The organism is Isoptericola sp. NPDC055881 (assembly GCF_053615895.1).
Window position 1 is genome coordinate 1 of the sequence record NZ_JBSHCR010000016.1, and the last position, 19,443, is coordinate 19,443.

The window sequence follows — 19,443 nt, forward strand, 5'->3', positions numbered from 1 at the left end:
TCGGCGCCCGGGGCCCGCGGCGAGACGCCGCCCGCCGTTTGACGCTCCGCCCGCTGGCGGTTGCGTTTTCTTCTCGTCCTCGACCGGGACGAGAAGAAACCGCTACGTCGGAGAGCCCGTCCGTCGGTACGGTCCGGGCATGACGACGGCACCGGACGTGCGGATCTGCTTCGCCGGCGACTCCTACGTCGCGGGTACGGGCGACCGGTCCGGCCTCGGCTGGGTGGGCAGGGTGGTGGCGGCCGCGCTGGCCGGCGGCCACCGGCTCACGACGTACAACCTCGGGGTGCGCGGCGACACGTCGCGCCAGGTGGCTGACCGGCTGGGCGCCGAGCTGGGGCCCCGCCTGACCGGGGGCGACGAGCACCGCGTGGTCCTGGCCTTCGGCGTGAACGACATGGTGCTCCGCGACGGGCGGGTGCGCCTCGCCCTCGCCGCCTCCGTCGAGGCGCTGCACCACGCCGTCGACGTGGCGGGGGCGGCGTCGGTGCTCGTCGTCGGGCCGCCTGCCGTCGACGACGACGCGCAGAACGTCCGCCTCCGCGGGCTCACCGACGCGTTCGCCCAGGAGTGTGCGGGGCGCGGCCTGCCGTTCGTCGACACGTTCGGCATCACGCTGGACGACGCGACCTGGCGGCGCGAGGTCGGCGAGGGCGACGGGTTCCACCCGGACGCCGCGGGCTACGCGGCGCTCGCGGCCGTCGTCGAGCCGCCGTTCCTGGCCTGGCTCACGGCCGGGTACACCTAGGCTCGCGCCTCGCCCCAGCCGGCGCGCGCGGCGTACCAGCCGAGCTGGACGGTGTCGTTGCGGACCGAGGCGCACGACGACGCCGGCTACGACGTCACCGTCGCGTCGACGACTGACGTAGCGCTCGGGTCTCTTCTCGTACGGGGAACAGACCCGAGCGCTACGTCGCCGTCAGTCTCGCGACAGGACGAGCGCGGCGCTGTGCCCGCCGAAGCCGAAGGCGTCGACGAGCGCGTGCCGGGCCGTCGTCGGGCGCGGCGTGGTGACGACGTCGAGGTCGACGGCGGGGTCAGGGTCGTCGAGGTTCAGGGTGGGCGGTATGACGCCGTGGCGCAGGGCCTGGAGGGCGACCAGCGCGCCGAGGGCGCCGGACGCGCCGAGCAGGTGGCCGGTGGACGCCTTCGTGGCGGTGACGGGCGGCGGCGTGCCGAGGGCGAGTCGCAGCGCGTCGGCCTCGTTGACGTCGCCCGCGGGCGTGGACGTGGCGTGGGCGTGCACCAGCCCGACGTCGCCCGGTCCGATCGCGGCGTCCCGGAGCGCGAGGCGGACGGTGCGGGCCTGGTTGGCCGGGTCGCCGCCCACGATGTCGTACGCGTCGGACGTGACCGCGGCGCCGTCCACCGCTCCGAGGACGGGTGCCCCGCGCGCACGGGCGTGCTCCTCGGCCTCGAGCACGAGCAGGACGGCGCCCTCGCCCATGACGAAGCCGTCGCGGCCGGTGTCGAACGGCCGGGACGCGCGCTCGGGCTCGTCGTTGCGGGTGGACAGCGCCCGGGTGCGGGCGAAGGCGACGAGCGAGAACGGGAGCACCCCGGCCTCGACGCCGCCGCACACGACCACGTCGGCCTGCCCGGTGCGGATCAGGTCCCGCCCGGTGGCGATCGCCTCCGACCCGGCGGCGCAGGCGCTGACGGGCGCCCGGGCGCCGGCCCGCGCGCCGAGATGGATGGACAGCCAGGCGGCGGGGCCGTTCGACATCAGCATGGTGACCGCGTGGGGCGAGACGCGCCGCGGACCGCCGTCGGCCAGCAGCCGGCTCTGCTCGAGCGTCGTCGCGATCCCGCCGTTCGCGGTGCCGACGGCGACGGCGAGCCGGTCCGGGTCGACGTCGGGCGCACCCGCACCTGCCCAGGCCTCCTGCCCGGCGACGAGCACGAGCTGCTCGGCACGGTCCGTGCGCCGCAGCACCCGGGCGTCGAGACCCTCCGCGAACGCGTCGTCGACCCGCGCCGCGATGCGGACGGGCAGGTCGGCGGCCCAGTCGTCCTCGATGTGCGCGACGCCGTTCCGGCCCGCCGTCAGGCCGCGCCACGTCTCGTCCGCCGTCCGCCCCAGAGGCGTGACCGCGCCCAGCCCGGTGACCACCGTCCGTCGCACGTGCATGCTCCTCGTCGCTCCGGTCAGCTCTCGCACGGCGCTGTGCGAGACCTGGTCGTGGGCACACTCTGCCGTGCTCGCCCGCGCGTCGCCCTGCGGCTCGCGCCACGGCGGGGTTCGATGGGGGCCATGGCTGTCCCGCGCGACGAGGCGCGGGGGCCGCGAGGACGGTCCGAGCGAGGATCTTGGAGGTCGCGATGAGCCAGACGATCGACGAGGCGGGCAGCGGCGACGCGAGCGGCGCAGCACCTGACCACGGACTCAAGCGGGTGATGGGGCGCAAGCTCCTGCTGCTCTTCATCGTCGGAGACATCCTCGGCACCGGCGTCTACGCGCTCACCGGACAGGTGGCGGGCGAGGTGGGCGGCGCGGCGTGGGCGCCGTTCCTCATCGCCTTCGTGGTGGCGACCATCACCGCGTTCTCGTACCTGGAGCTGGTGACCAAGTACCCGCAGGCCGCGGGCGCCGCGCTCTATACGCACAAGGCGTTCGGCATCCACTTCGTCACGTTCATCATCGCGTTCATGGTGATGTGCTCCGGCATCACGTCGGCGTCGACGGCGTCGAACGCGTTCGCCGGGTTCCTCAACGACGGCTTCGGCCTCGGGCTGGAGAAGGGCGGGTCCGGCATGCTGTGGATCGCGCTCGGCTTCATGACCCTGGTGGCGCTCGTGAACTTCCGCGGCGTGGGGGAGAGCGTCAAGGCCAACGTGGTGCTGACGCTCGTGGAGCTGTCCGGCCTGCTCCTGGTGATCTTCGTCGGTGTGTGGGGCATGACCCAGGGGCGCGCCGACTTCTCGCGCGTCGTCGTCTTCGAGAGCGCGGACGACAAGGGCGTCTTCCTGGCGGTGACGGCGGCGACGACGCTCGCGTTCTTCGCGATGGTCGGCTTCGAGGACTCGGTGAACATGGCCGAGGAGTGCCGGGACCCGGTGAAGGACTTCCCCCGCACGATGATCACGGGCCTGTCGATCACGGGCCTCATCTACGTGCTGGTCGCGATCACGGCCGTGGCGCTCGTCCCCGTGGGCGACCTCACCGACGAGACCAAGGCCTCCGCGCTCACGCAGGTGGTGGCCGCCGGCGCCCCCGGCCTGCCGTTCGACACGATCTTCCCGTTCATCGGGATGTTCGCGGTGGCGAACTCGGCGCTCATCAACATGCTCATGGCGTCGCGGCTGCTCTACGGGCTGGCGAACCAGGGCGTGCTGCCGCGCAGCTTCGGGCGCGTGCACCGCACCCGGAAGACGCCGTGGGTGTCGATCGTCGTGACGACGCTCATCGCCTTCGGCCTCATCACCTACGTGGTGCGTGCCAGCGCGAGCGACGCGGGCGCGGACGCGATCAGCCTGCTGGGCGGCACGACCTCGCTGCTGCTCCTCACCGTGTTCGCGGTGGTGAACGTGGCGCTGCTGGTGCTGCGCAAGCAGCCCGTGGAGCACCAGCACTTCCGCACCTGGACGCCGCTCGCGGTGCTGGGCGCGGTGACGTGCGCGTTCCTCGCCGGGCCGTGGGCGCGCAGCGCGGAGCAGCAGGAGCAGTACGTCATCGCGGGCGGCCTGCTGGCCGTCGGCCTCGTGCTGTCGTTCATCACCTGGCTGTACAACCGCGCCGTGCGGCACCAGCAGATCCACTTCGAGGACGTCGGGGACCTCGAGGAGGACAAGCCGCAGGCGGGCTTCCCCAAGCGGTGAACCGGTCCGGCGGCGTCAGATCGTCGCCCGGCCGTCGACGCCGTGCGCGCCCAACAGGTCGATCAGGACAGGCGTCCCGTCAGCGACGGTCCAGCGCTCTGCCACCAGCCCTGCGGCCCGGGCGCCCTCCACGTTCGCGAGCGTGTCGTCGACGAACAGGATCGTCGCGGGGTCCGCGTCGATCCGCCGGGCCGCCTCGGTGAAGAACGCCGGGTCAGGTTTGGCGACGCCGAGGTCGTACGAGTAGCAGCTGGTGCCGAACACGGCGTCGTATCCGAGGACGTCGCGCATGTGCGCGGCACGCCGGCCATCCTGGTTGGTCCCGAGGTGCACGCCGTACCCGTTCCGGCGCAAAGCGTCGACGACTTCGAACGACGCGGCCACAGGCTCGATCCGACACCAGATGTCGGCGAACACCTGCTCCACCGGGGCGGAGACCCCGAACTCCGCGACCACCTCCGCCAGCAGCGGGATGAAGTCGCCGACGCCCGCGAGCGTCGGGCGCTCGACCGCCCACGCCCTGCGCACGAACTCGCGGGCTCGGTCGCCGACGACCGGCGCCGCAAGAGCCTCCCAGCCTCCCGGCACGACCTGCAGCACGTCGTCAGCGTCGAACAGGACGTGCCGGATCGGGGACATCGCCACGGCACGCTTGGAGCCGGGGGTGGTGGGTGCCAGGACGACCCCGTCGGGCAGCGGTGTCGCTTCGCGCCGCACACGGGGTACGACGCCGACCTGGAACTCGTCCTGATACACCACGGTTCCCGGGTCGGTGCTGTGCACCACGTCGAACTCGACGCCGTGCGCGCGCAGGATGTCGCACAGCCGGTCCACCCGCTGTTGCATGTCTTCGGGGACCGGGGCGTGGAACCACGTCACCGCGCCGACCGTGTTGCCGTCGCCGTAGAAGTCCGGGTTCGGGAGGTGCTCGGTGAACCAGTCGTCGACGTCGAGGTAGTCCGCTTCCTCCCGCGCGGTCAGGAGGCCGGCGCGCCGCAAGTGGTCGACGGCGACGAAGATGCCCACCTCGACCCCGAGGCGGCCGCAGTAGGTCGCCTGGACGCGGACGAAGGTCTCCGAAGGGCGCACGTGCCGATCCTGGCAGAGCCAGTTGCGCCCTCGCCTCGGATTTCCACGCGAGCTGGGGCCGGCGTCAGTACGACATCGTCTCGTTCAGGGAGAGGGAAAGCAGGACGAACAGGGCGACGGACGCGACGACCGACCACACGATCCAGCGCGCGACGTCGATCTCACCAAGCCGCCAACGCCAGAACAGCGCGGCCACGTAGGCGATGCCGCCCAGGACGAACAGCGACCCGGCGAAGTCGTACGGGTGGCCGAGCTCGTCGCCCGTGTTGAGGTCTGCGGCGTAGCCGGCCGCCAGTGCCAGCGATGCGCCCGCCGATGCGACCAAGCCCGCGCCCAGCGTGACCGCGGCATGCCAGGCTGGGGCTGTCGTCCGAGGGCGGTCCATCTCCGTATCGTCCCAGATCAGCTGCGGTTGTGGTTGACCGATTCCCCGAGGCTCCGCTTCGACAAGTTCTCGGACGGCGACCTGTGGACAACCGCGATGGTAGGTCAGGCAGCGGCGAACGCGTCCTCGAACGCGGTGAGGACGGCGTCGTTGAACAGGACGAAGCGGACCTGGTCGACGGCCGCGGGATTGAGGTCGTCCCAGCGCCGGACGGCGTGCGCGGCGGCTTGGGCGACGTCGTCCGCGGCCCAGCCGTAGACGCCCGCGCTGACGGCGGGGAACGCGACGGTCCGGGCACCCACGTCCGCCGCGACGTCGAGCGAGCGGGCGAAGCACGACATGAGCTGCGCGGGGTCCGTCTGCCCACGGTGCCGGTCAGGGCCGACGGTGTGGACGACCCACTGTGCGGGCAGGTCGAAGCCCAGGGTGGCGACGGCGTCGCCGACCGGCAGCCCGTCGGGCAGGGTGGTGGCGCGCAGCTCGCGGCAGGCGTCGAGCAGGCGCGGGCCGGCGGCGGCATGGATGGCGCCGTCGACCCCGCCGCCCCCCAGCAGCGACGAGTTCGCGGCGTTCACGATCGCGTCGACGGCGACAGCGGTGATGTCGCCTCGTTCCACGGTGAGGTGCACGGTTCCTCCTCGGGGTCGGGAGCGGGGTCCGAGAACACGGTCAGGCGGCGCGCAGCGCCTTCTCCTCGTCGGGCATGAGGATCCACAGCAAGAGGTACGCGAGCACCTGCGGTCCGGGGATGAGGACCGACGCCACGGTGAGGACGCGGACGAGGCCGCGGCCCCAGCCGAGGTAGTCGGCGATGCCGGCGCACACGCCACCGAGCACGCGGCCGTGCTTCGGGCGGAACATCTTGCGCCTCGGGGCGGGGACGGGCTGGACGTACGGGGTCGAGGTCGGTGTGGTCATGCTTCGACGGTACGAGCGGCCCCGCGCGCTCGGTATCGGGTTCTCCCCCCGTTCGACCCTGAGCGAGGACCCTGATCCCCGGACTCGGGGACGGCCTGGCTGCGGGGTTTCGCTACCGTGTGCGCACGACGAGAGGAGACGGCGATGGCGCTGTTCAGGAGAGGGGCCTCGAGGCGGGGCGAGCCTGCGCTGGTCGCCGTCGCGCGTCTCGCCCGGGAGGCACTGGCCACGCGGGGCGTCGAGACGGTGGTCGAGGGCGCCGACGACATCGAGACGGCAGTGCTCAGGGCGGCGGACGGCTCCGTGCTCCCGCTGTACAACATCGTGCGGACTTGCGAGGACGAGCCGCGTCGGGCCTGGGCCGACCTCGTGGGCGAGCACGTCGACCGTGTGATCGCCGGGCTGCGGGCGGCGGAACCGGAGGACCTCCCGGTGGACGAGCTCCTGACGCGGATCCGCACACGCCTCTTCTCCAGCGCCGACATGGACTGTCCGAGACCTGGAGACCTGTCGTACGCACGGCCGTTCGCCGAGGGCCTGGTGACAGCGCTGTGCGTCGACTACCCGCACACCGTCACGACGATCAGCGCGGAGGTTCTCGCGAAGCTTCCGGTCCCCGTGGAGGAGCTGTTCGCCCAGGGGCAGCGCAACACCGACGCCGAACCCGTCGACGAGAACGCCGCGCTGAGCGTCCGTGTGCGGATCCTCACGGGAGAGTCGCTCTTCGTCGCGGCGCGGGCCGGGAACTTCCGGGCACTGCTCCCGGAGATCGGGCCCGCGGACCAAGGCCTCCTGTTCAGCGTTCCCGACCGGCACACGATCCTCTACACGGTGTTCGACGGCGTGGAGAGCATCGCGTCGGTCAACGCCTTGCTCCGTTTCACCGCCACCTTCGTGAACGACCCCGAGATGTTCCACCCGGGCGGTGTGCTGAGCGGCGACGTGTACTACTGGGCGCCGGACGGTCGCGTCGAGCGGGTCGGAGGTCTTGCCGACGACGGCCACGGGCTCGAGCTGCGGGTCACCGGTGCGTTCGCGGAGGTGTTCCCCGCCGAGACCCGGTGACGTGCCCTGCGCAAGCGGCCCCTCAAGGGCCGTCGTCGGCGGCGACGGCCGCCGCCACGCGACGCTGGGACGCCCGCGCGAACTCCGGCCAGCGGTCCCAGTAGTACGGCAGCGCGATGACGCCCTGCACCAGCACCCACCCGCGCCCGCGCGCCCAGGCGCCGTCGTCCAGGTCGCCGCCGGGGCCGGCGCCGGCGGCCTCGCGGAACACGTCGCGGTCGCGGCCGGAGAAGAGCCACCAGGCGGGCGGCAGGTCGGCCGCCGGGTCGCCGACGCCGAGGGCGCCCCAGTCGATGACGGCGGTGAGGCGGCGGCCTGATGCGAGCAGGTTGCCGGGCATGAGGTCGCCGTGCAACCACGTGCCCGGCACCGGGTCGGCCGCCGCCTCCAGCGCGGCGTCCCAGGCGCGCAGGACGGCGCCGCGGTCGACGCGGTCGCCGCACTCGTCGGTGGCGCGCCGGACGTCCGCGTCGAGGCGGGCGAGCGGCACGCCGCGACCCGTGCCGTCCTTGACCGGGCCGTCCGACGGGTCGACGCCGCGCAGCGCCGCGACGAACGCGCCGAGGTCCGTCGCGGCGGGCCCGAGGTCGAGGTTCGGCGCGGCGCCCGGGTCGAGCGGGTCCGCGATCGCGGCGCCCGGGACCCAGGGCACCACCGACCAGTGGAACGGGTAGTCGTCGTCCGGGTCGCCCACCGCCAGCGGTGCGGGCACCGTCAACGGCACGTGCGGCGCCAGGCGCGGCAGCCATCGGGCGTCGGCCAGCGCGTGCTCCCCGGCCCAGGCGGTCTTCGGCATCCGCGCCACGAGCTCGTCGCCCAGGTGGAACAGCAGGTGGTCGGTGCCGAACTCCTGCACCGGCGTCACCGGCAGCCCCGCCCAGCGGGGGTGCTGCGCCGCGACCAGGCGGCGGACGTCGTCGGGAGTGACGGGGACCTCGTCGTCGTGCAACGGCATGGCCCGACCGTAGGCGCGCCCCGTCCGGCACGGCCAGGTGATACTCGGGGAGTGCGTGCCACGACCGCCCTGCTCACGGCCCTGCTGGCGCTCGCGGCAGCCTCCTGCGCCGCCCCCGGCGAGGCGTCCCGGTCGCCCGAGCCCTCCCCGACGACGACGGCCCCCGCCCCGGTGCTGCTGCCGCCCACGACCGGCGTGCTCGACTACCAGCTCGGCGGCGCGTACGACGCCGTGGACACCGGGCCGGGCGCGACGGCGATCGACGTCGTCGTGCGTGACGCGACGGCCGACCCGCTGCCTGGCGCGTACAACCTCTGCTACGTCAACGGCTTCCAGACGCAGCCCGGCGAGGACGACCTCTGGGCCGGGCGCGACGACCTGCTGCTGCACGACGGGGGCGGTGCCCTCGTCGTCGACCCGGACTGGCCGGACGAGCACGTGCTCGACCCGTCGACCGCGGCGCAGCGCGCGGCGATCCTCGACGTGCTCGGGCCCGTCGTCACCGGGTGCGCCGACGCCGGGTTCGACGGCGTGGAGATCGACAACCTCGACACCTGGACGCGGTTCGCCGCGATCGACGAGGCGGGCGCGCGCGCCCTCGCCCGGGCCTACGTGGACCTCGCGCACCGGTCCGGGCTCGCCGTCGCGCAGAAGAACGCCGCCGAGATCACCCGCGTCGCGCGCGACGACCTCGGCTTCGACCTCGCCGTCACCGAGGAGTGCGCCGTGTGGTCGGAGTGCGCCGCGTACACCGACGTCTACGGCGACCACGTGCTGCAGGTGGAGTACCCGGACGCCCTCCACGCGGCGCGGATGACGTTCGACGACGTGTGCGCCCTGGACGACCGCGCGCCGCTCACGGTCCTGCGCGACCGGGACCTGGTCGCCGCAGGCGAGGACGGGTACGTGTACGACGCCTGCTGAGCCGCCCGGGCGGCAGCCGGCGGCGAGGTTCAGCCGGAGGCGAGGTGCGCGATCAGCTTGCGTGTCACGCGCTCGAGGTCGGCGCGGTCCCTGGCGGTGAGCGCGGAGGTCGCCTCCTGCTGGCCGGCGGTGTGCTTCGTGACGGCCTCGTCCACGAGGCGGCGGCCTTCTGCGGTCAGCTCGACGTCGAGGCTGCGGCGGTCGTGCGCGCTCGGCACGCGGACGATCAGGCCGCGCTTCTCCAGCCGGTCGAGGCGCCCCGTCATCGTCCCGGTGGTCATGAGCAGGGCGCGCGCGAGGCTGGTGGGGGAGAGGCGGAACGGCTCGCCGGACCGTCGCAGGGCGAAGAGGACGTCGCCGTCCCCGCGGTTCACGCCGTAGTCCCCGGCGAGCCGGTCCGTCCGGTCGTTCACCAGCTCGGCGGCGCGGGTCAGCCGCGCGAGCAGGGACATCGTGTCCCGGTCGATGTCGGGGCGCTGGTCGGCCCACTGCTGCACGAGGGCGTCGATGCGGTCGTTGTCGTCCACCTCGCCAGTTTACCTTGCGCACGAGTTACTTGTGCTCTACCTTCGGCTCAAGTAACTCGCACACAAGCAACTTGAGGAGAAGCAATGTCTGCGACACTCACGCTCAACGGGTCCGAGTCCATCCGGGTGCTGGAGAGCACCCCCGACCGCTTCGAGGTCGAGGCCACCTACGCGCCGCGCGGGGAGCGCCCGCCGAAGCACGTGCACCCGCACCACGCCGAGTCGTTCACGGTGCTGGCCGGCACCGTCCGCGTCGGGTTCGCGGACCACGAGCAGGACTACTCCGCCGGCGAGTCGTTCGTCGTCCCGCGCGGCACGGCGCACCACATGTGGAACCCGGGCGACGAGCCGGCCGTCCTGCGCTGGCTCAGCACCCCGGCCGGCCGCGTCGAGGCGTTCTTCACGGACATGGACCGCCTGCACCGCGAGGACCGGGCGAGCATGGTCGGGCTGGCGGGCGTGCTGCACCGGTACCGCGACGTCATGCGGCCCACCTCGCCGGTGACCCGCGCCGCCGTCCGCGTGCTCGGCCCGCTCTCCCGCGGGGGCCGGGCCTGATGCGCCGGCACCTGGCCACGGGCCTCACCGTCCTGCTCGCCGTGGGCATCGGCTACGTCGGCGTCAGCTACCTCTTCTTCCCCGCGGCCACCGCGCCGTCGTTCGGCATGGCCGTCTGGCCCGAGGGCGACGCGGCGGCCTTCCTGGCCACCAAGGGGGCCCGTGACCTCGCGTCCGGGCTGGTCCCGCTCGCGCTCCTGCTCTCCGGGCAGCGGCGCGCGCTCGGCTGGGTGCTCAGCATCTGGGCCCTGGTCCCGGTCGCCGACGCCGCCCTCATCCTCTCGACCGGCGGCTCCACCGTCACCGCGCTGGCGGTCCACGGCCTGACGGCGCTCGCCCTCGTCGTCACCGGCGCGCTGCTGCTCACGGAGGCGCCGGCCTCGCGCCGGGCGTCCGTCGGCGACCGGCCGGCCGTCACCAGCCGCCAGGGCTGAGGATCTTGCGGATGCGCTTCTCGCTGACGGCGCCGTCGGTGCCGAGCTGCTGCGCGAACAGCGAGACCCGCAGCTCCTCGATCAGCCAGCGCACGTCGGCGAGCTCCGCCGCCCGGTCCGGGTCGGCGGGGCCTGCGGCGTAGGCGGCGCGAGCCTTGTCGTAGGCCTCGGTGACGTCGTGCACGCGCCAGGCGAGCTCGGCGTCGCGCGCCGGGTTGGTCTGCGCCTTCTCCAGCCGGTACGACGCCGCGCGCAGGTAGCGCACCAGGTGCGGCACGCGCCGCGGCGGTGTCTGCGCGACGAAGCCGTCCTGGACCAGCCCGGCGACGTGGTCGCGGATGTCCTGGAGCGTGTTCAGCAGCGCGAGGGACGACGACGCGCGCACCTCGCCCTCGACGGTGCGCCACGCCGACAGCGCGGCGACGACGTGCCCGACGACCCGGTGCACCTCGTCCTCCAGGTGCCGGTGCACGAAGGTCCGCGCGGCGGCGTACGACGCGGCGTCCCGCACCTGCGCGGCGACCGGGCCACCGGTGGGCGTGCCGGGTGCCTTCTCCACGTCCGGGCTGGTCAGCGCGATGACGGCGGCGAGCTGGAGGTCGGCCACCAGGGCGTCGGTGTTCCGGTACGTGGCCGCTGCGAGCGTCAGGGACTGCCTCGACGTCCAGCGCGACGTCACGCGCCCCGTCTGCAGCGCCGTCTCCGCCAGCAGCAGCCGCCGCACCCCGCGTGCGTGCGCGGTGTCGCGGCCGGACGCGTCGGCGAGGACGCGCAGCGCGACGGACGGCTTGCGCCTCGCGTCCTCCTCCTCGACCAGCGCCGGGTAGCCCTTCACGACCACCCCGCCGCCCAGGTCGGTCGACACGGCGTCGGGCATGCGCCCGTCGGGCAGACCCTCCGGCCACGTCACGAGACCCGTCTGCTCCGGCACGACAGAGCTCGCGCCCCCCGTGGCGGACGGCGACGGCGAGGCCGTGCGCGGTGCGGGACGTCCCGGCACGGGGGCCGCCGGGGCGGGCGACCCCGCGGTCCGCCGGGCCTCCTCGAGCGCGAGCCCGACGGCGCCCTTCACCGCCGCGCGCACGGCGGCCTCGGCCTGCGCGGCGAGCCGCTTCTGCAGGGACAGCAGGTCCTTGGACTCGTCGAGCGGTTCCGGGGCGGGACGGCGGCCCTTCCCCTTGCCGCGGCCCTTGCCCTTCGCCGCACCGTTCGCCGGCGCGGGCGCGGCGTCCTCGACCCGGAACGTCATGCGCAGGTGCGCGGGCAGCCGCTCGACGCGCTCGGCGTCCCACACGTCGTCCGGGATGACGACGTCGCGCAGGGCCCGCACGGCGCGGCTGAACGCGACGTGGAACGGCTCGGCCATGTCGCCGGCACGCGTCATGTCCTGCCACGCCGGGGTGTGCTCGCGCAACCAGCCGGCGACGGCGCGGCCGACGTCGGGCGCGGGCACGAGCTGCACGCGCACCGCCTTCGGCAGGGACTTGATCGTGGCCACGCAGAGCTCGTCGAGCAGGCCGGGCACCATCCAGTCGAAGCCCTCGGGGGCCACCCGGTTGAGGATCGACAGCGGGACGTGCACCGTGACGCCGTCGGCCGCCGACCCCGGCTGGAACTGGTACGTCAGCGGCAGCGTCACCTCGCCCTGCGTCCAGGTCTCGGGGAACTCGGACGTGTCGACGGCGTCGGCGTCGACGAGCTGGTCGAGCGTGAACGTCAGCAGGTCGGGCGTCTCGCGCTGCGCCGACCTCCACCACCGGTCGAAGTGGGCGGCGCTGACGACGTCGTCGGGCACGCGCTCGTCGTAGAACGCGAACAGGTCGTCCTCCGAGGCCACGAGCCCCCGCTGCCGGGAGCGCGCCTCGAGCTCCTCCGCCTCCGCGAGGAGGCGGCGGTTCTCGGCGAAGAACCGGTGGTGCGTGGTCCACTGCCCCTCGACGAGGGCGTGCCGCACGAACATCTCGCGTGCGGCCTCCGGGTCCACCTTGGCGAAGAGCACGGGGCGGTCCGCGACGATCGGCACGCCGTACAGCAGCACCTTCTCCGTGGCCATGGCCGCGCCCTGCTTGGTGGACCAGTGCGGGTCGGAGTACGTGTGCTTGGCGAGCGGCCCGGCGAGCTCCTCGGCCCACTCGGGCTGGATGCGGGCGACGTCGCGCGCCCACAACCGGGACGTCTCGACGAGCTCGCCGGCCATGATCCACTCCGGCGGCTTCTTGCTCAGCGGGGAGCCGGGGAAGATCGCGAACCGGGCACCGCGGGCCCCGACGTACTCGTTGCGCGCGCGCTTGGCGGCCTGCCGCAGCGCGCGGGCACGGGCCTCGCCGCGCAGGTGCGCCACCGACGACGCCTTGATCTCGCCGGTGTCCTGCATGCCGATCTGCGACAGCAGCCCGGCGAGCAGCGACCGGTGGATGGTGTCGTCGTCCCAGACGTGCTTCAGGTCGGCGTCCGCCCCGGATCCGAGCACGCCCGAAGACGGGTCGGACGGCGTGTCGAGCGCGGGGCGGGTGGGGGTATAGCGCATGTCGATGCCGAGCGGCTTGGACATCTCGCGCAGCTGCGCGACGACGTCCTGCCACTCGCGGATGCGCAGGAAGTTGAGGTACTCGGCCTTGCACAGGCGCCGGAACGCGGACGACCCCAGCTCGTGCTGCTGGCCGCGCACGTACTCCCACAGGTTCAGGGCGGTGAGGAAGTCCGACCTCGCGTCCGTGAAGCGGGCGTGCAGCTGGTCGGCCTGCGCGCGGGACTCCGCCGGGCGCTCGCGCGGGTCCTGGATCGACAGCAGGGCCGCGATGATCGCGACCTCGCGCGCGACGCCGCGCCGGGCGCCCTCGATGATCATGCGCGCCAGGCGCGGGTCCATCGGGAGCTGGGCGAGCGTGCGGCCCACCTCGGTGAGCCGCGTCGCGCCGTCGCTCGTCTCGAGCGCGCCCAGCTCGGCGAGCAGCTGCACGCCGTCGCGCACGGCCCGCGTGTCCGGCGGCTCGACGAACGGGAACCGCGCCACGTCGTCGGGCGTGGAGACGACGCCGACCGAGATCATCTGCAGCAGCACGGAGGCGAGCGACGTGCGCAGGATCTCTGGCTCCGTGAACTCCGGCCGGCCGAGGAAGTCGTCCTCGGAGTAGAGCCGGATCGCGACGCCGTCCGCCACACGCCCGGACCGCCCGGAGCGCTGGTTCGCGGACGCCTGGCTGATCGGCTCGATCGGCAGCCGCTGCACCTTCGTCGCCTTGGAGTAGCGCGAGATGCGCGCCGTGCCCGGGTCGACGACGTAGTGGATGCCCGGCACCGTCAGGGACGTCTCCGCGACGTTCGTCGACAGCACGATCCGCCGTCCCGGGTGCGACTGGAAGACGCGGTGCTGCTCCGCCGCCGACAGCCGCGAGTACAGGGGCAGGATCTCGACGTGGTCGGGGCGCTTCGCGTCGCGCACCCGGTCCTTGAGGTGCCCCTCGAGCGCGTCCTCGGCGTCGTGGATCTCCCGCTCGCCGGACAGGAACACGAGGATGTCGCCGGGCCCCTCGCGCATCAGCTCGTCGCAGGCCTCGACGATGCCCGTGACCAGGTCCTTCTCCTCGCCCTTCTTCTTGGCGGGGGCGTCCGGGTCCGTGTCGGGGGAGAGCGGGCGCCAGCGGATCTCGACCGGGTAGGTGCGGCCCGTGACCTCGACGACGGGCGCGGCGTCGGGCAGGACGTCGACCACGGCCTCGGGCGCGCCGCCGATCTCGGCGAGGTGCGACGGCGAGAAGTGCGCCGCGAACCGCTCGGAGTCGATCGTCGCGGACGTGATGACCAGCTTGAGGTCCGGCCGCCGCGGCAGCAGCCGCGACAGGTAGCCGAGCAGGAAGTCGATGTTGAGCGACCGCTCGTGCGCCTCGTCGATGACGATCGTGTCGTAGGCGAGCAGGTCCGGGTCCCGCTGGATCTGCGCCAGCAGGATGCCGTCGGTCATGACCTTCACGAGCGTGTCGGACGACGACGTGTCCGTGAACCGCACCTGGTAGCCGACGACGCCGCCCAGCTCGGTGCCGAGCTCCTCCGCGACCCGCTCGGCGACGCTCCGCGCTGCGATCCGCCGCGGCTGCGTGTGCCCGATCTGGCCCTTCCGGCCGCGGCCCAGCTCCAGCAGGATCTTCGGCAGCTGCGTCGTCTTGCCGGAGCCCGTCTCGCCCGCGACGACGACGACCTGGTGGTCGCGGATCGCGGCGGCGATGTCGTCCCGGCGCGCCGAGACCGGCAGCTGCTCGGGATAGACGATGGGCGGCACCTCGACGGCGGCGCGCAGCGCGGCGGCCTTCTCCAGCGCCTCCCGGCTCACCCGGCGCGGGCCCTGGCGGCGCCCGCCCTGCCCGTTCGCCGAGGCGTTCCCGCGCCCCTGGCCGCGGCCGCGGCCCCGTCGACGGGGACGACGCGCACCGCCGTCGTCCGACGACGACTGCGGTGCGGGGCTGGGCTCGGTGCTCACGACGTCCCATTCTCTCAAGGACCGCAAGGTGATTCGTGCCGGTCGTGGACACCCGGCCTCCCGTGCCCGGCGCCCTAGGATCCCGTCGTGCAACACGGCTGGCTGGTGCCGCGCCCCGGACGCATCGTCGCGTTCTCGTGGGCCGTCATCGAGCTCCGCCGTTTTTTCGCGGGCTCCTTGGTGGAAGAGATGGAGGCGGCGCTCGGCCGGTACGCCTTCGTCGTCCACCCCGAGACCGGGAGCGACGAGGTCGACGGGCTGGCTGCGGGTTTCGCCGCTGTCGACCGCGTCGCCCGCCGACGGTTCCTCGGGGCGCGGGCGGCAAGCGTCGCCTCCTGCGCGGCCGTGCCCGCCGTTCTCGGTGCCGCGGCGGCTCTGGGAATGGACCCCGCGCCGGTGTTCGGCCTTGTCATGGCCTGCATGCTGATGGCAATCGGGGGACTCATGATGACGCGGGAGGGCGCGATGCGCATCGCCCGGGAGATCCGTGAGCTCGACGTTCCAGAGGCGACTCGCAGCCGGGTCGTCGCCGAGGACGCCGACCTGGTTGCGACGATCCGCGAGAGCGAGCGGTGGCCCAACGACGCACGACATCGTCTGGTCGTCGTCCTCTGGCGCATCGCCTCGGCCGAGCACGAACGGCGCGAGTACCTCGACGGCGTGGAGGTGCTCGACCACGAGCATCTCCGTCAGCTCGGCGCGAGCATCTCGGCCGCGGTCCTGGAGGTGAGCGCACTGCGTGACGTCGCGCGGGCCTGACCTGCGCACGGTGATCCGTGCCTGTCTGCCACCGGGCCTCGGCAGGCGATCGCGACATCACCGGGCGGCGGGCCGTTCAGGCGCACGGGCGAGGCGACGAAGAGCCCCACCGCGAGCACGGCGAGCACGGTCCCGGCAACGCACCACCGCGACAGGACGACGGTGGTGCGGGCGGCCAGCCGCCGTCGCGCGAAGGCGACGACGGCGAGCCCGGCCAGCCCGCCCGCGGTGTTCACGACGACGTCGGTGACGTCGGTGCTGCCGACGGCCAGCACGTACTGGCCGACCTCCAGGGCCAGGCTCGCCCCCGCGAGCACGCCCGCGGACCGCCACCACGGCCACGACGGGGCGAGGAGCCCCAGGTAGACGCCGAACGGCAGGAAGATCACGAGGTTCAGGGCGATCTCGACCGGGTCGCTGGCCCCCGCGCTCGCCGTGGCGACGAACGGGACCAGCTTGACGACGCGCATTCCCGCCTCGCCGACCCATGGCGTCCCCAGCTTCCACAGGACCAGCCAGCCGAGGAGGACGAGGTACGCCGCGAACAGCAGGACGAGGGCGGTCCGTCGCCGGGGGGCGGGCGCGGGTGCGGGTGCAGTCATCCCCGCAGCCCACACCAGATCATGTTGCGAGAGCGTATGCGGACCTCGGGGCTGCGGGTGCGGCCGGCCGGCCGCACCCGCTCGCCGACGTCAGGGCACCCGGTACCCGGCAGCGCGGAACAGCTCGTACCACTCGGCCCGGGTGAGCGGGAGGTCTGAACCCTGCGCCGCACCGGCGACGCGCTCGGGCGTCGTCGTGCCCAGCACCACCTGCATGCCCGCGGGGTGGCGCGTGATCCAGGCGACGGCGACCGCGATGGGCGGCACGTCGTACTTCGCCGCCAGCCGGTCGATCACCGCGTTGAGCTCGGGGTAGTCGTCCGAGCCCAGGAACACCCCGGTGAAGAACCCGGCCTGGAACGGCGACCACGCCTGCACGGTGATGTCGTGCAGGCGGCAGTAGTCGAGGATGCCGCCGCCGTCGAGGGTGAGCGACTGGTCCTCGCCCGCCATGTTGGCCGCGACGCCCTGCGCCACGATCGGCGCGTGCGTGATCGACAGCTGCAGCTGGTTCGCGACGATCGGCTGCCGCACCGAGCGCCTCAGCAGCTCGATCTGCCCCGGCGTGTGGTTGGAGACGCCGAACGCGCGCACCTTGCCCGACGACTCCAGGTCGTCGAACGCGCGCGCCACCTCGTCCGGCTCCACGAGCGCGTCCGGGCGGTGCAGCAGGAGCACGTCGAGGTAGTCGGTGCCCAGCGCGGTGAGGGACCCCTCGACCGACTCGACCAGGTGCTCGTACGAGAAGTCGAAGTACGGCCCCTCACGCACGATGCCGGCCTTGGACTGGATGGTGAGCTGCTCGCGCTCGGACGGCGTCAGCTGCATGGCCTCCGCGAAGCGGCGCTCGCAGCCGTGCAGCTCCTCGCCGTACACGTCGGCGTGGTCGACGAAGTCGATGCCGGCGTCGCGGCCGGTGCGCACGAGCTCGCGGACGGCGTCGTCGTCCATCTGCTGAATGCGCATGAGGCCGAGCACGACGTTCGGGACCTGGCGTCCGCTGGAGCCCAGGGGGACGGTTCTCATGGATCCTCCTCGATCGGGGAGAGGTGGGGTCGGGTGGTGGGCCGGGCTCAGGAGCCCGAGAGCTCGGCGAGCTCGTCGGCGGTGAGGACGAGGTCCACGGCGCGCGCGGAGTCCTCGATGCTCGCGGGCCGGGAGGCCCCGGGGATGGGCACGACGACGGGCGCCAGCGCCAGCTCCCACGCGAGGGTGACCTGCTGGGGGCCCACGCCGTGCCGCTCGGCCACGCGGCCGAAGGCGGCGTGCGCGGTGCCGAGCTCGCCGGCGCGGCGGATGCCGCCGAGCGGCGACCACGGCAGGAACGCGACGCCGAGGGCGGCGCAGTGCTCGAGCTCGGCGAGGCTGGAGCGGAACGCGGGCGAGAACTGGTTCTGCACGGACGCCAGGCGCCCGCCGAGCACCTCGTTCGCCTCGTCGATCTGCGCGACGCTCGCGTTCGAGATGCCGGCCTGGACGATGACGCCCTCGTCGAGCAGCTCGACCAGCGCGCCGATCGACTCGGCGTAAGGCACCGCGGGGTCGGGACGGTGGAACTGGTAGAGCCCGATCGCCTCGACGCCGAGGCGCTGGGCCGACGCCTTGGCGGCCTGCTTGAGGTGCTCGGGCCGCCCGTCCTGCGTCCACGCGCCGTCGCCGGGACGGAGGTGACCGCCCTTGGTCGCGACCAGGACGGCGGACGCGTCCCCGCCCCAGGAGCGCAGCGCGCGGGCGATGAGCTCCTCGTTGTGGCCGACCTCGTCGGCGTGCAGGTGGTACGCGTCGGCGGTGTCGACGAGCGTGATCCCGGCGTCCAGCGCCGCATGGATCGTGGCGACGGAGCGGCCCTCGTCGGGGCGGCCCTCGATGGACATCGGCATGCCGCCGAGCCCGATCGCGCTGACGGTCTGGGTTCCGATCGTGCGAGCTTCCACGGCTCTCCTTGTGTCGTCGGTGCCTCCGACGATAGGAAGGTCACGGTTGATGAGTCCAACAACTAGGTCTCATGGGTTCCAGCACCGGGAGCGATCAATGGAGCTGCGGCAGATGGAGTACCTCGTCGCGGTCGCGGACGAGGGCCACTTCACGCGGGCGGCGGCGCTGTGCGGGGTGACGCAGTCCGGGCTGTCCGCCGCGATCCGCACCCTCGAGCGGGAGCTCGGCGCGGAGCTGTTCGTGCGCACGACGCGCCAGGTCGCGCTCACCGACGCGGGCCGCGCGCTGCTGCCGTTCGCGCGGCGCATGCTCGCGCAGGCGTCCGCCGGGCACGACGCCGTCGTGCGCGCGAGCCACCAGCTGTCGGGCCGGCTGCGGCTCGGCGCGGAGCAGTGCCTGGGAGTGGTCGACGTCGCGCCCCTGCTCGAACGGTTCCGCCTCCGCTACCCGCTCGTCGACGTCCAGTTCGCCCAGGCGGGTTCCCGCGAGCTCACCGCGCAGGTGCGCGCCGGCGTCCTCGACGTCGCGTTCGTGGCCGCCACCGAGCACCTCGGCGCGCTGCGCCGCCTCGAGCTCGGCCGGCGGCCGATCGTCGTGCTGACGCACGCGACCGACCCGCTCGCCGCAGCGCCCGCGGTGGACTGGGAGGACCTCGCCGACCGGGACTTCGTCGACTTCCGCGAGCCGTGGGCCATCCGCCGGCTGGTGGACGGCGCGTTCGCCGCGCGCCGGCTCGAGCGCCGGGTGCGGATGAGCGTCGACGACGTGCACACCCTCCTCGACTTCGTGCAGCGCGGCCTCGGCATCGCCGTCGTCCCGCAGCACGTCGCGGCCAAGCCGCAGGCCGCCGGGCTCGCCGTGCTCGACCTCCCCGCCCAGGGGACGCCGGAGTGGGTGGTCGCCGCGATCGCCTCCCCGACCGCCGAGCCCACGGCCGCCCGGCTGCTGGAGCTCGTGGGCGAGGCGAACCTCGCCGTGGCGCAGCCGGCATGAGCCGGG

19 protein-coding genes are annotated in these 19,443 nt (G+C 73.6%); 8 read left to right on the forward strand and 11 right to left on the reverse strand.

Annotated elements, in window-relative coordinates:
- Window positions 1–139: 139 nt before the first annotated feature.
- Window positions 140–748: a GDSL-type esterase/lipase family protein gene (locus ACWGKI_RS07310; RefSeq protein WP_452185877.1), complete on the forward strand. Its 609-nt coding sequence runs from the start codon at window positions 140–142 to the stop codon at window positions 746–748.
- 171 nt (window positions 749–919) lie between these two features.
- Here ACWGKI_RS07310 and ACWGKI_RS07315 read toward each other — a convergent pair whose 3' ends face one another.
- Window positions 920–2,131, reverse strand: a complete 1,212-nt coding sequence (locus ACWGKI_RS07315) for a beta-ketoacyl-[acyl-carrier-protein] synthase family protein (RefSeq protein ID WP_452185879.1) — start codon at window positions 2,129–2,131, stop codon at window positions 920–922.
- A gap of 191 nt (window positions 2,132–2,322) precedes the next feature.
- Here ACWGKI_RS07315 and ACWGKI_RS07320 point away from each other — a divergent pair, with 191 nt between their 5' ends.
- Window positions 2,323–3,819, forward strand: a complete 1,497-nt coding sequence (locus tag ACWGKI_RS07320; RefSeq protein ID WP_380243529.1) for an APC family permease — start codon at window positions 2,323–2,325, stop codon at window positions 3,817–3,819.
- A gap of 15 nt (window positions 3,820–3,834) precedes the next feature.
- Here ACWGKI_RS07320 and ACWGKI_RS07325 read toward each other — a convergent pair whose 3' ends face one another.
- The 4 genes from ACWGKI_RS07325 to ACWGKI_RS07340 form a co-directional block, all read right to left on the reverse strand.
- Window positions 3,835–4,908 carry an HAD family hydrolase gene (locus ACWGKI_RS07325; RefSeq protein WP_452185881.1) on the reverse strand — a complete coding sequence of 358 codons (1,074 nt, stop codon included), beginning with the start codon at window positions 4,906–4,908 and terminating at the stop codon, window positions 3,835–3,837.
- Window positions 4,909–4,972: 64 nt separating this feature from the next.
- On the reverse strand, window positions 4,973–5,293 hold the full coding sequence (locus ACWGKI_RS07330) for a hypothetical protein (RefSeq protein ID WP_380243531.1): 321 nt from the start codon (window positions 5,291–5,293) through the stop codon (window positions 4,973–4,975).
- A 104-nt stretch (window positions 5,294–5,397) separates the two neighbouring features.
- Entirely contained in the window at window positions 5,398–5,922 is a 525-nt protein-coding gene (locus tag ACWGKI_RS07335) for an O-acetyl-ADP-ribose deacetylase (RefSeq protein WP_380243532.1), read from the reverse strand.
- A 40-nt stretch (window positions 5,923–5,962) separates the two neighbouring features.
- The gene (locus tag ACWGKI_RS07340; RefSeq protein WP_452185884.1) at window positions 5,963–6,211 is read right to left on the reverse strand and encodes a PspC domain-containing protein; all 249 of its coding nucleotides are present in this window, start codon (window positions 6,209–6,211) and stop codon (window positions 5,963–5,965) included.
- A gap of 144 nt (window positions 6,212–6,355) precedes the next feature.
- Between ACWGKI_RS07340 and ACWGKI_RS07345 the strand changes: the two genes are divergently transcribed.
- A complete protein-coding gene (locus tag ACWGKI_RS07345) occupies window positions 6,356–7,276 on the forward strand; it encodes a hypothetical protein (RefSeq protein WP_452185886.1) in 921 nt (306 codons plus the stop codon).
- Between the two features lie 22 nt (window positions 7,277–7,298).
- Here ACWGKI_RS07345 and ACWGKI_RS07350 read toward each other — a convergent pair whose 3' ends face one another.
- Complete coding sequence (locus tag ACWGKI_RS07350) at window positions 7,299–8,231, reverse strand: aminoglycoside phosphotransferase family protein (protein ID WP_452185888.1); 933 nt, start codon at window positions 8,229–8,231, stop codon at window positions 7,299–7,301.
- Between the two features lie 51 nt (window positions 8,232–8,282).
- On the opposite strand from ACWGKI_RS07350, the gene ACWGKI_RS07355 reads away from it, so the two are divergent.
- Window positions 8,283–9,155 carry an endo alpha-1,4 polygalactosaminidase gene (locus tag ACWGKI_RS07355; RefSeq protein WP_452185890.1) on the forward strand — a complete coding sequence of 291 codons (873 nt, stop codon included), beginning with the start codon at window positions 8,283–8,285 and terminating at the stop codon, window positions 9,153–9,155.
- A gap of 29 nt (window positions 9,156–9,184) precedes the next feature.
- Here ACWGKI_RS07355 and ACWGKI_RS07360 read toward each other — a convergent pair whose 3' ends face one another.
- Window positions 9,185–9,682 carry a MarR family winged helix-turn-helix transcriptional regulator gene (locus ACWGKI_RS07360; protein ID WP_452185892.1) on the reverse strand — a complete coding sequence of 166 codons (498 nt, stop codon included), beginning with the start codon at window positions 9,680–9,682 and terminating at the stop codon, window positions 9,185–9,187.
- An 84-nt stretch (window positions 9,683–9,766) separates the two neighbouring features.
- On the opposite strand from ACWGKI_RS07360, the gene ACWGKI_RS07365 reads away from it, so the two are divergent.
- Together ACWGKI_RS07365 and ACWGKI_RS07370 are read left to right on the forward strand one after the other, a co-directional pair.
- On the forward strand, window positions 9,767–10,240 hold the full coding sequence (locus ACWGKI_RS07365) for a cupin domain-containing protein (protein WP_452185894.1): 474 nt from the start codon (window positions 9,767–9,769) through the stop codon (window positions 10,238–10,240).
- Window positions 10,240–10,674, forward strand: coding sequence for a DUF4267 domain-containing protein (locus ACWGKI_RS07370; protein ID WP_452185896.1), 435 nt, complete (start codon window positions 10,240–10,242; stop codon window positions 10,672–10,674). Before ACWGKI_RS07365 ends, ACWGKI_RS07370 begins: the two co-directional genes overlap by 1 nt.
- Here ACWGKI_RS07370 and hrpA read toward each other — a convergent pair.
- Window positions 10,655–15,148 (reverse strand): ATP-dependent RNA helicase HrpA, encoded by a 4,494-nt coding sequence (gene hrpA / locus ACWGKI_RS07375; RefSeq protein WP_452185898.1) that lies wholly within the window; start codon window positions 15,146–15,148, stop codon window positions 10,655–10,657. The genes ACWGKI_RS07370 and hrpA overlap by 20 nt on opposite strands.
- An 87-nt stretch (window positions 15,149–15,235) precedes the next feature.
- On the opposite strand from hrpA, the gene ACWGKI_RS07380 reads away from it, so the two are divergent.
- Window positions 15,236–15,907 carry a hypothetical protein gene (locus ACWGKI_RS07380; RefSeq protein WP_452185899.1) on the forward strand — a complete coding sequence of 224 codons (672 nt, stop codon included), beginning with the start codon at window positions 15,236–15,238 and terminating at the stop codon, window positions 15,905–15,907.
- Here ACWGKI_RS07380 and ACWGKI_RS07385 read toward each other — a convergent pair.
- The 3 genes from ACWGKI_RS07385 to ACWGKI_RS07395 all read right to left on the reverse strand — a co-directional run bounded on the left by ACWGKI_RS07385 (window position 15,838) and on the right by ACWGKI_RS07395 (window position 18,443).
- Window positions 15,838–16,509, reverse strand: coding sequence for a VanZ family protein (locus ACWGKI_RS07385; RefSeq protein WP_452185901.1), 672 nt, complete (start codon window positions 16,507–16,509; stop codon window positions 15,838–15,840). The genes ACWGKI_RS07380 and ACWGKI_RS07385 overlap by 70 nt on opposite strands.
- Before the next feature lie 90 nt (window positions 16,510–16,599).
- Window positions 16,600–17,535 carry an aldo/keto reductase gene (locus ACWGKI_RS07390; protein WP_380245012.1) on the reverse strand — a complete coding sequence of 312 codons (936 nt, stop codon included), beginning with the start codon at window positions 17,533–17,535 and terminating at the stop codon, window positions 16,600–16,602.
- Window positions 17,536–17,582: 47 nt separating this feature from the next.
- Entirely contained in the window at window positions 17,583–18,443 is an 861-nt protein-coding gene (locus ACWGKI_RS07395; RefSeq protein WP_452185903.1) for an aldo/keto reductase, read from the reverse strand.
- A gap of 97 nt (window positions 18,444–18,540) precedes the next feature.
- On the opposite strand from ACWGKI_RS07395, the gene ACWGKI_RS07400 reads away from it, so the two are divergent.
- Window positions 18,541–19,437, forward strand: coding sequence for a LysR family transcriptional regulator (locus ACWGKI_RS07400; RefSeq protein WP_380245010.1), 897 nt, complete (start codon window positions 18,541–18,543; stop codon window positions 19,435–19,437).
- Window positions 19,438–19,443: the final 6 nt, after the last annotated feature.

Excerpts from the sequence above, each read along its gene's own strand:
- ACWGKI_RS07365 (WP_452185894.1), top strand. The coding sequence starts at position 9,767 with ATGTCTGCGACACTCACGCTCAACGGGTCCGAGTCCATCCGGGTGCTG.
- ACWGKI_RS07390 (WP_380245012.1), bottom strand. The coding sequence starts at position 17,535 with ATGAGAACCGTCCCCCTGGGCTCCAGCGGACGCCAGGTCCCGAACGTC.
- ACWGKI_RS07340 (WP_452185884.1), bottom strand. The coding sequence starts at position 6,211 with ATGACCACACCGACCTCGACCCCGTACGTCCAGCCCGTCCCCGCCCCG.
- ACWGKI_RS07350 (WP_452185888.1), bottom strand. The coding sequence starts at position 8,231 with ATGCCGTTGCACGACGACGAGGTCCCCGTCACTCCCGACGACGTCCGC.
- ACWGKI_RS07345 (WP_452185886.1), top strand. The coding sequence starts at position 6,356 with ATGGCGCTGTTCAGGAGAGGGGCCTCGAGGCGGGGCGAGCCTGCGCTG.
- ACWGKI_RS07385 (WP_452185901.1), bottom strand. The coding sequence starts at position 16,509 with ATGACTGCACCCGCACCCGCGCCCGCCCCCCGGCGACGGACCGCCCTC.
- ACWGKI_RS07315 (WP_452185879.1), bottom strand. The coding sequence starts at position 2,131 with ATGCACGTGCGACGGACGGTGGTCACCGGGCTGGGCGCGGTCACGCCT.
- ACWGKI_RS07310 (WP_452185877.1), top strand. The coding sequence starts at position 140 with ATGACGACGGCACCGGACGTGCGGATCTGCTTCGCCGGCGACTCCTAC.
- ACWGKI_RS07370 (WP_452185896.1), top strand. The coding sequence starts at position 10,240 with ATGCGCCGGCACCTGGCCACGGGCCTCACCGTCCTGCTCGCCGTGGGC.
- ACWGKI_RS07320 (WP_380243529.1), top strand. The coding sequence starts at position 2,323 with ATGAGCCAGACGATCGACGAGGCGGGCAGCGGCGACGCGAGCGGCGCA.
- ACWGKI_RS07330 (WP_380243531.1), bottom strand. The coding sequence starts at position 5,293 with ATGGACCGCCCTCGGACGACAGCCCCAGCCTGGCATGCCGCGGTCACG.
- ACWGKI_RS07400 (WP_380245010.1), top strand. The coding sequence starts at position 18,541 with ATGGAGCTGCGGCAGATGGAGTACCTCGTCGCGGTCGCGGACGAGGGC.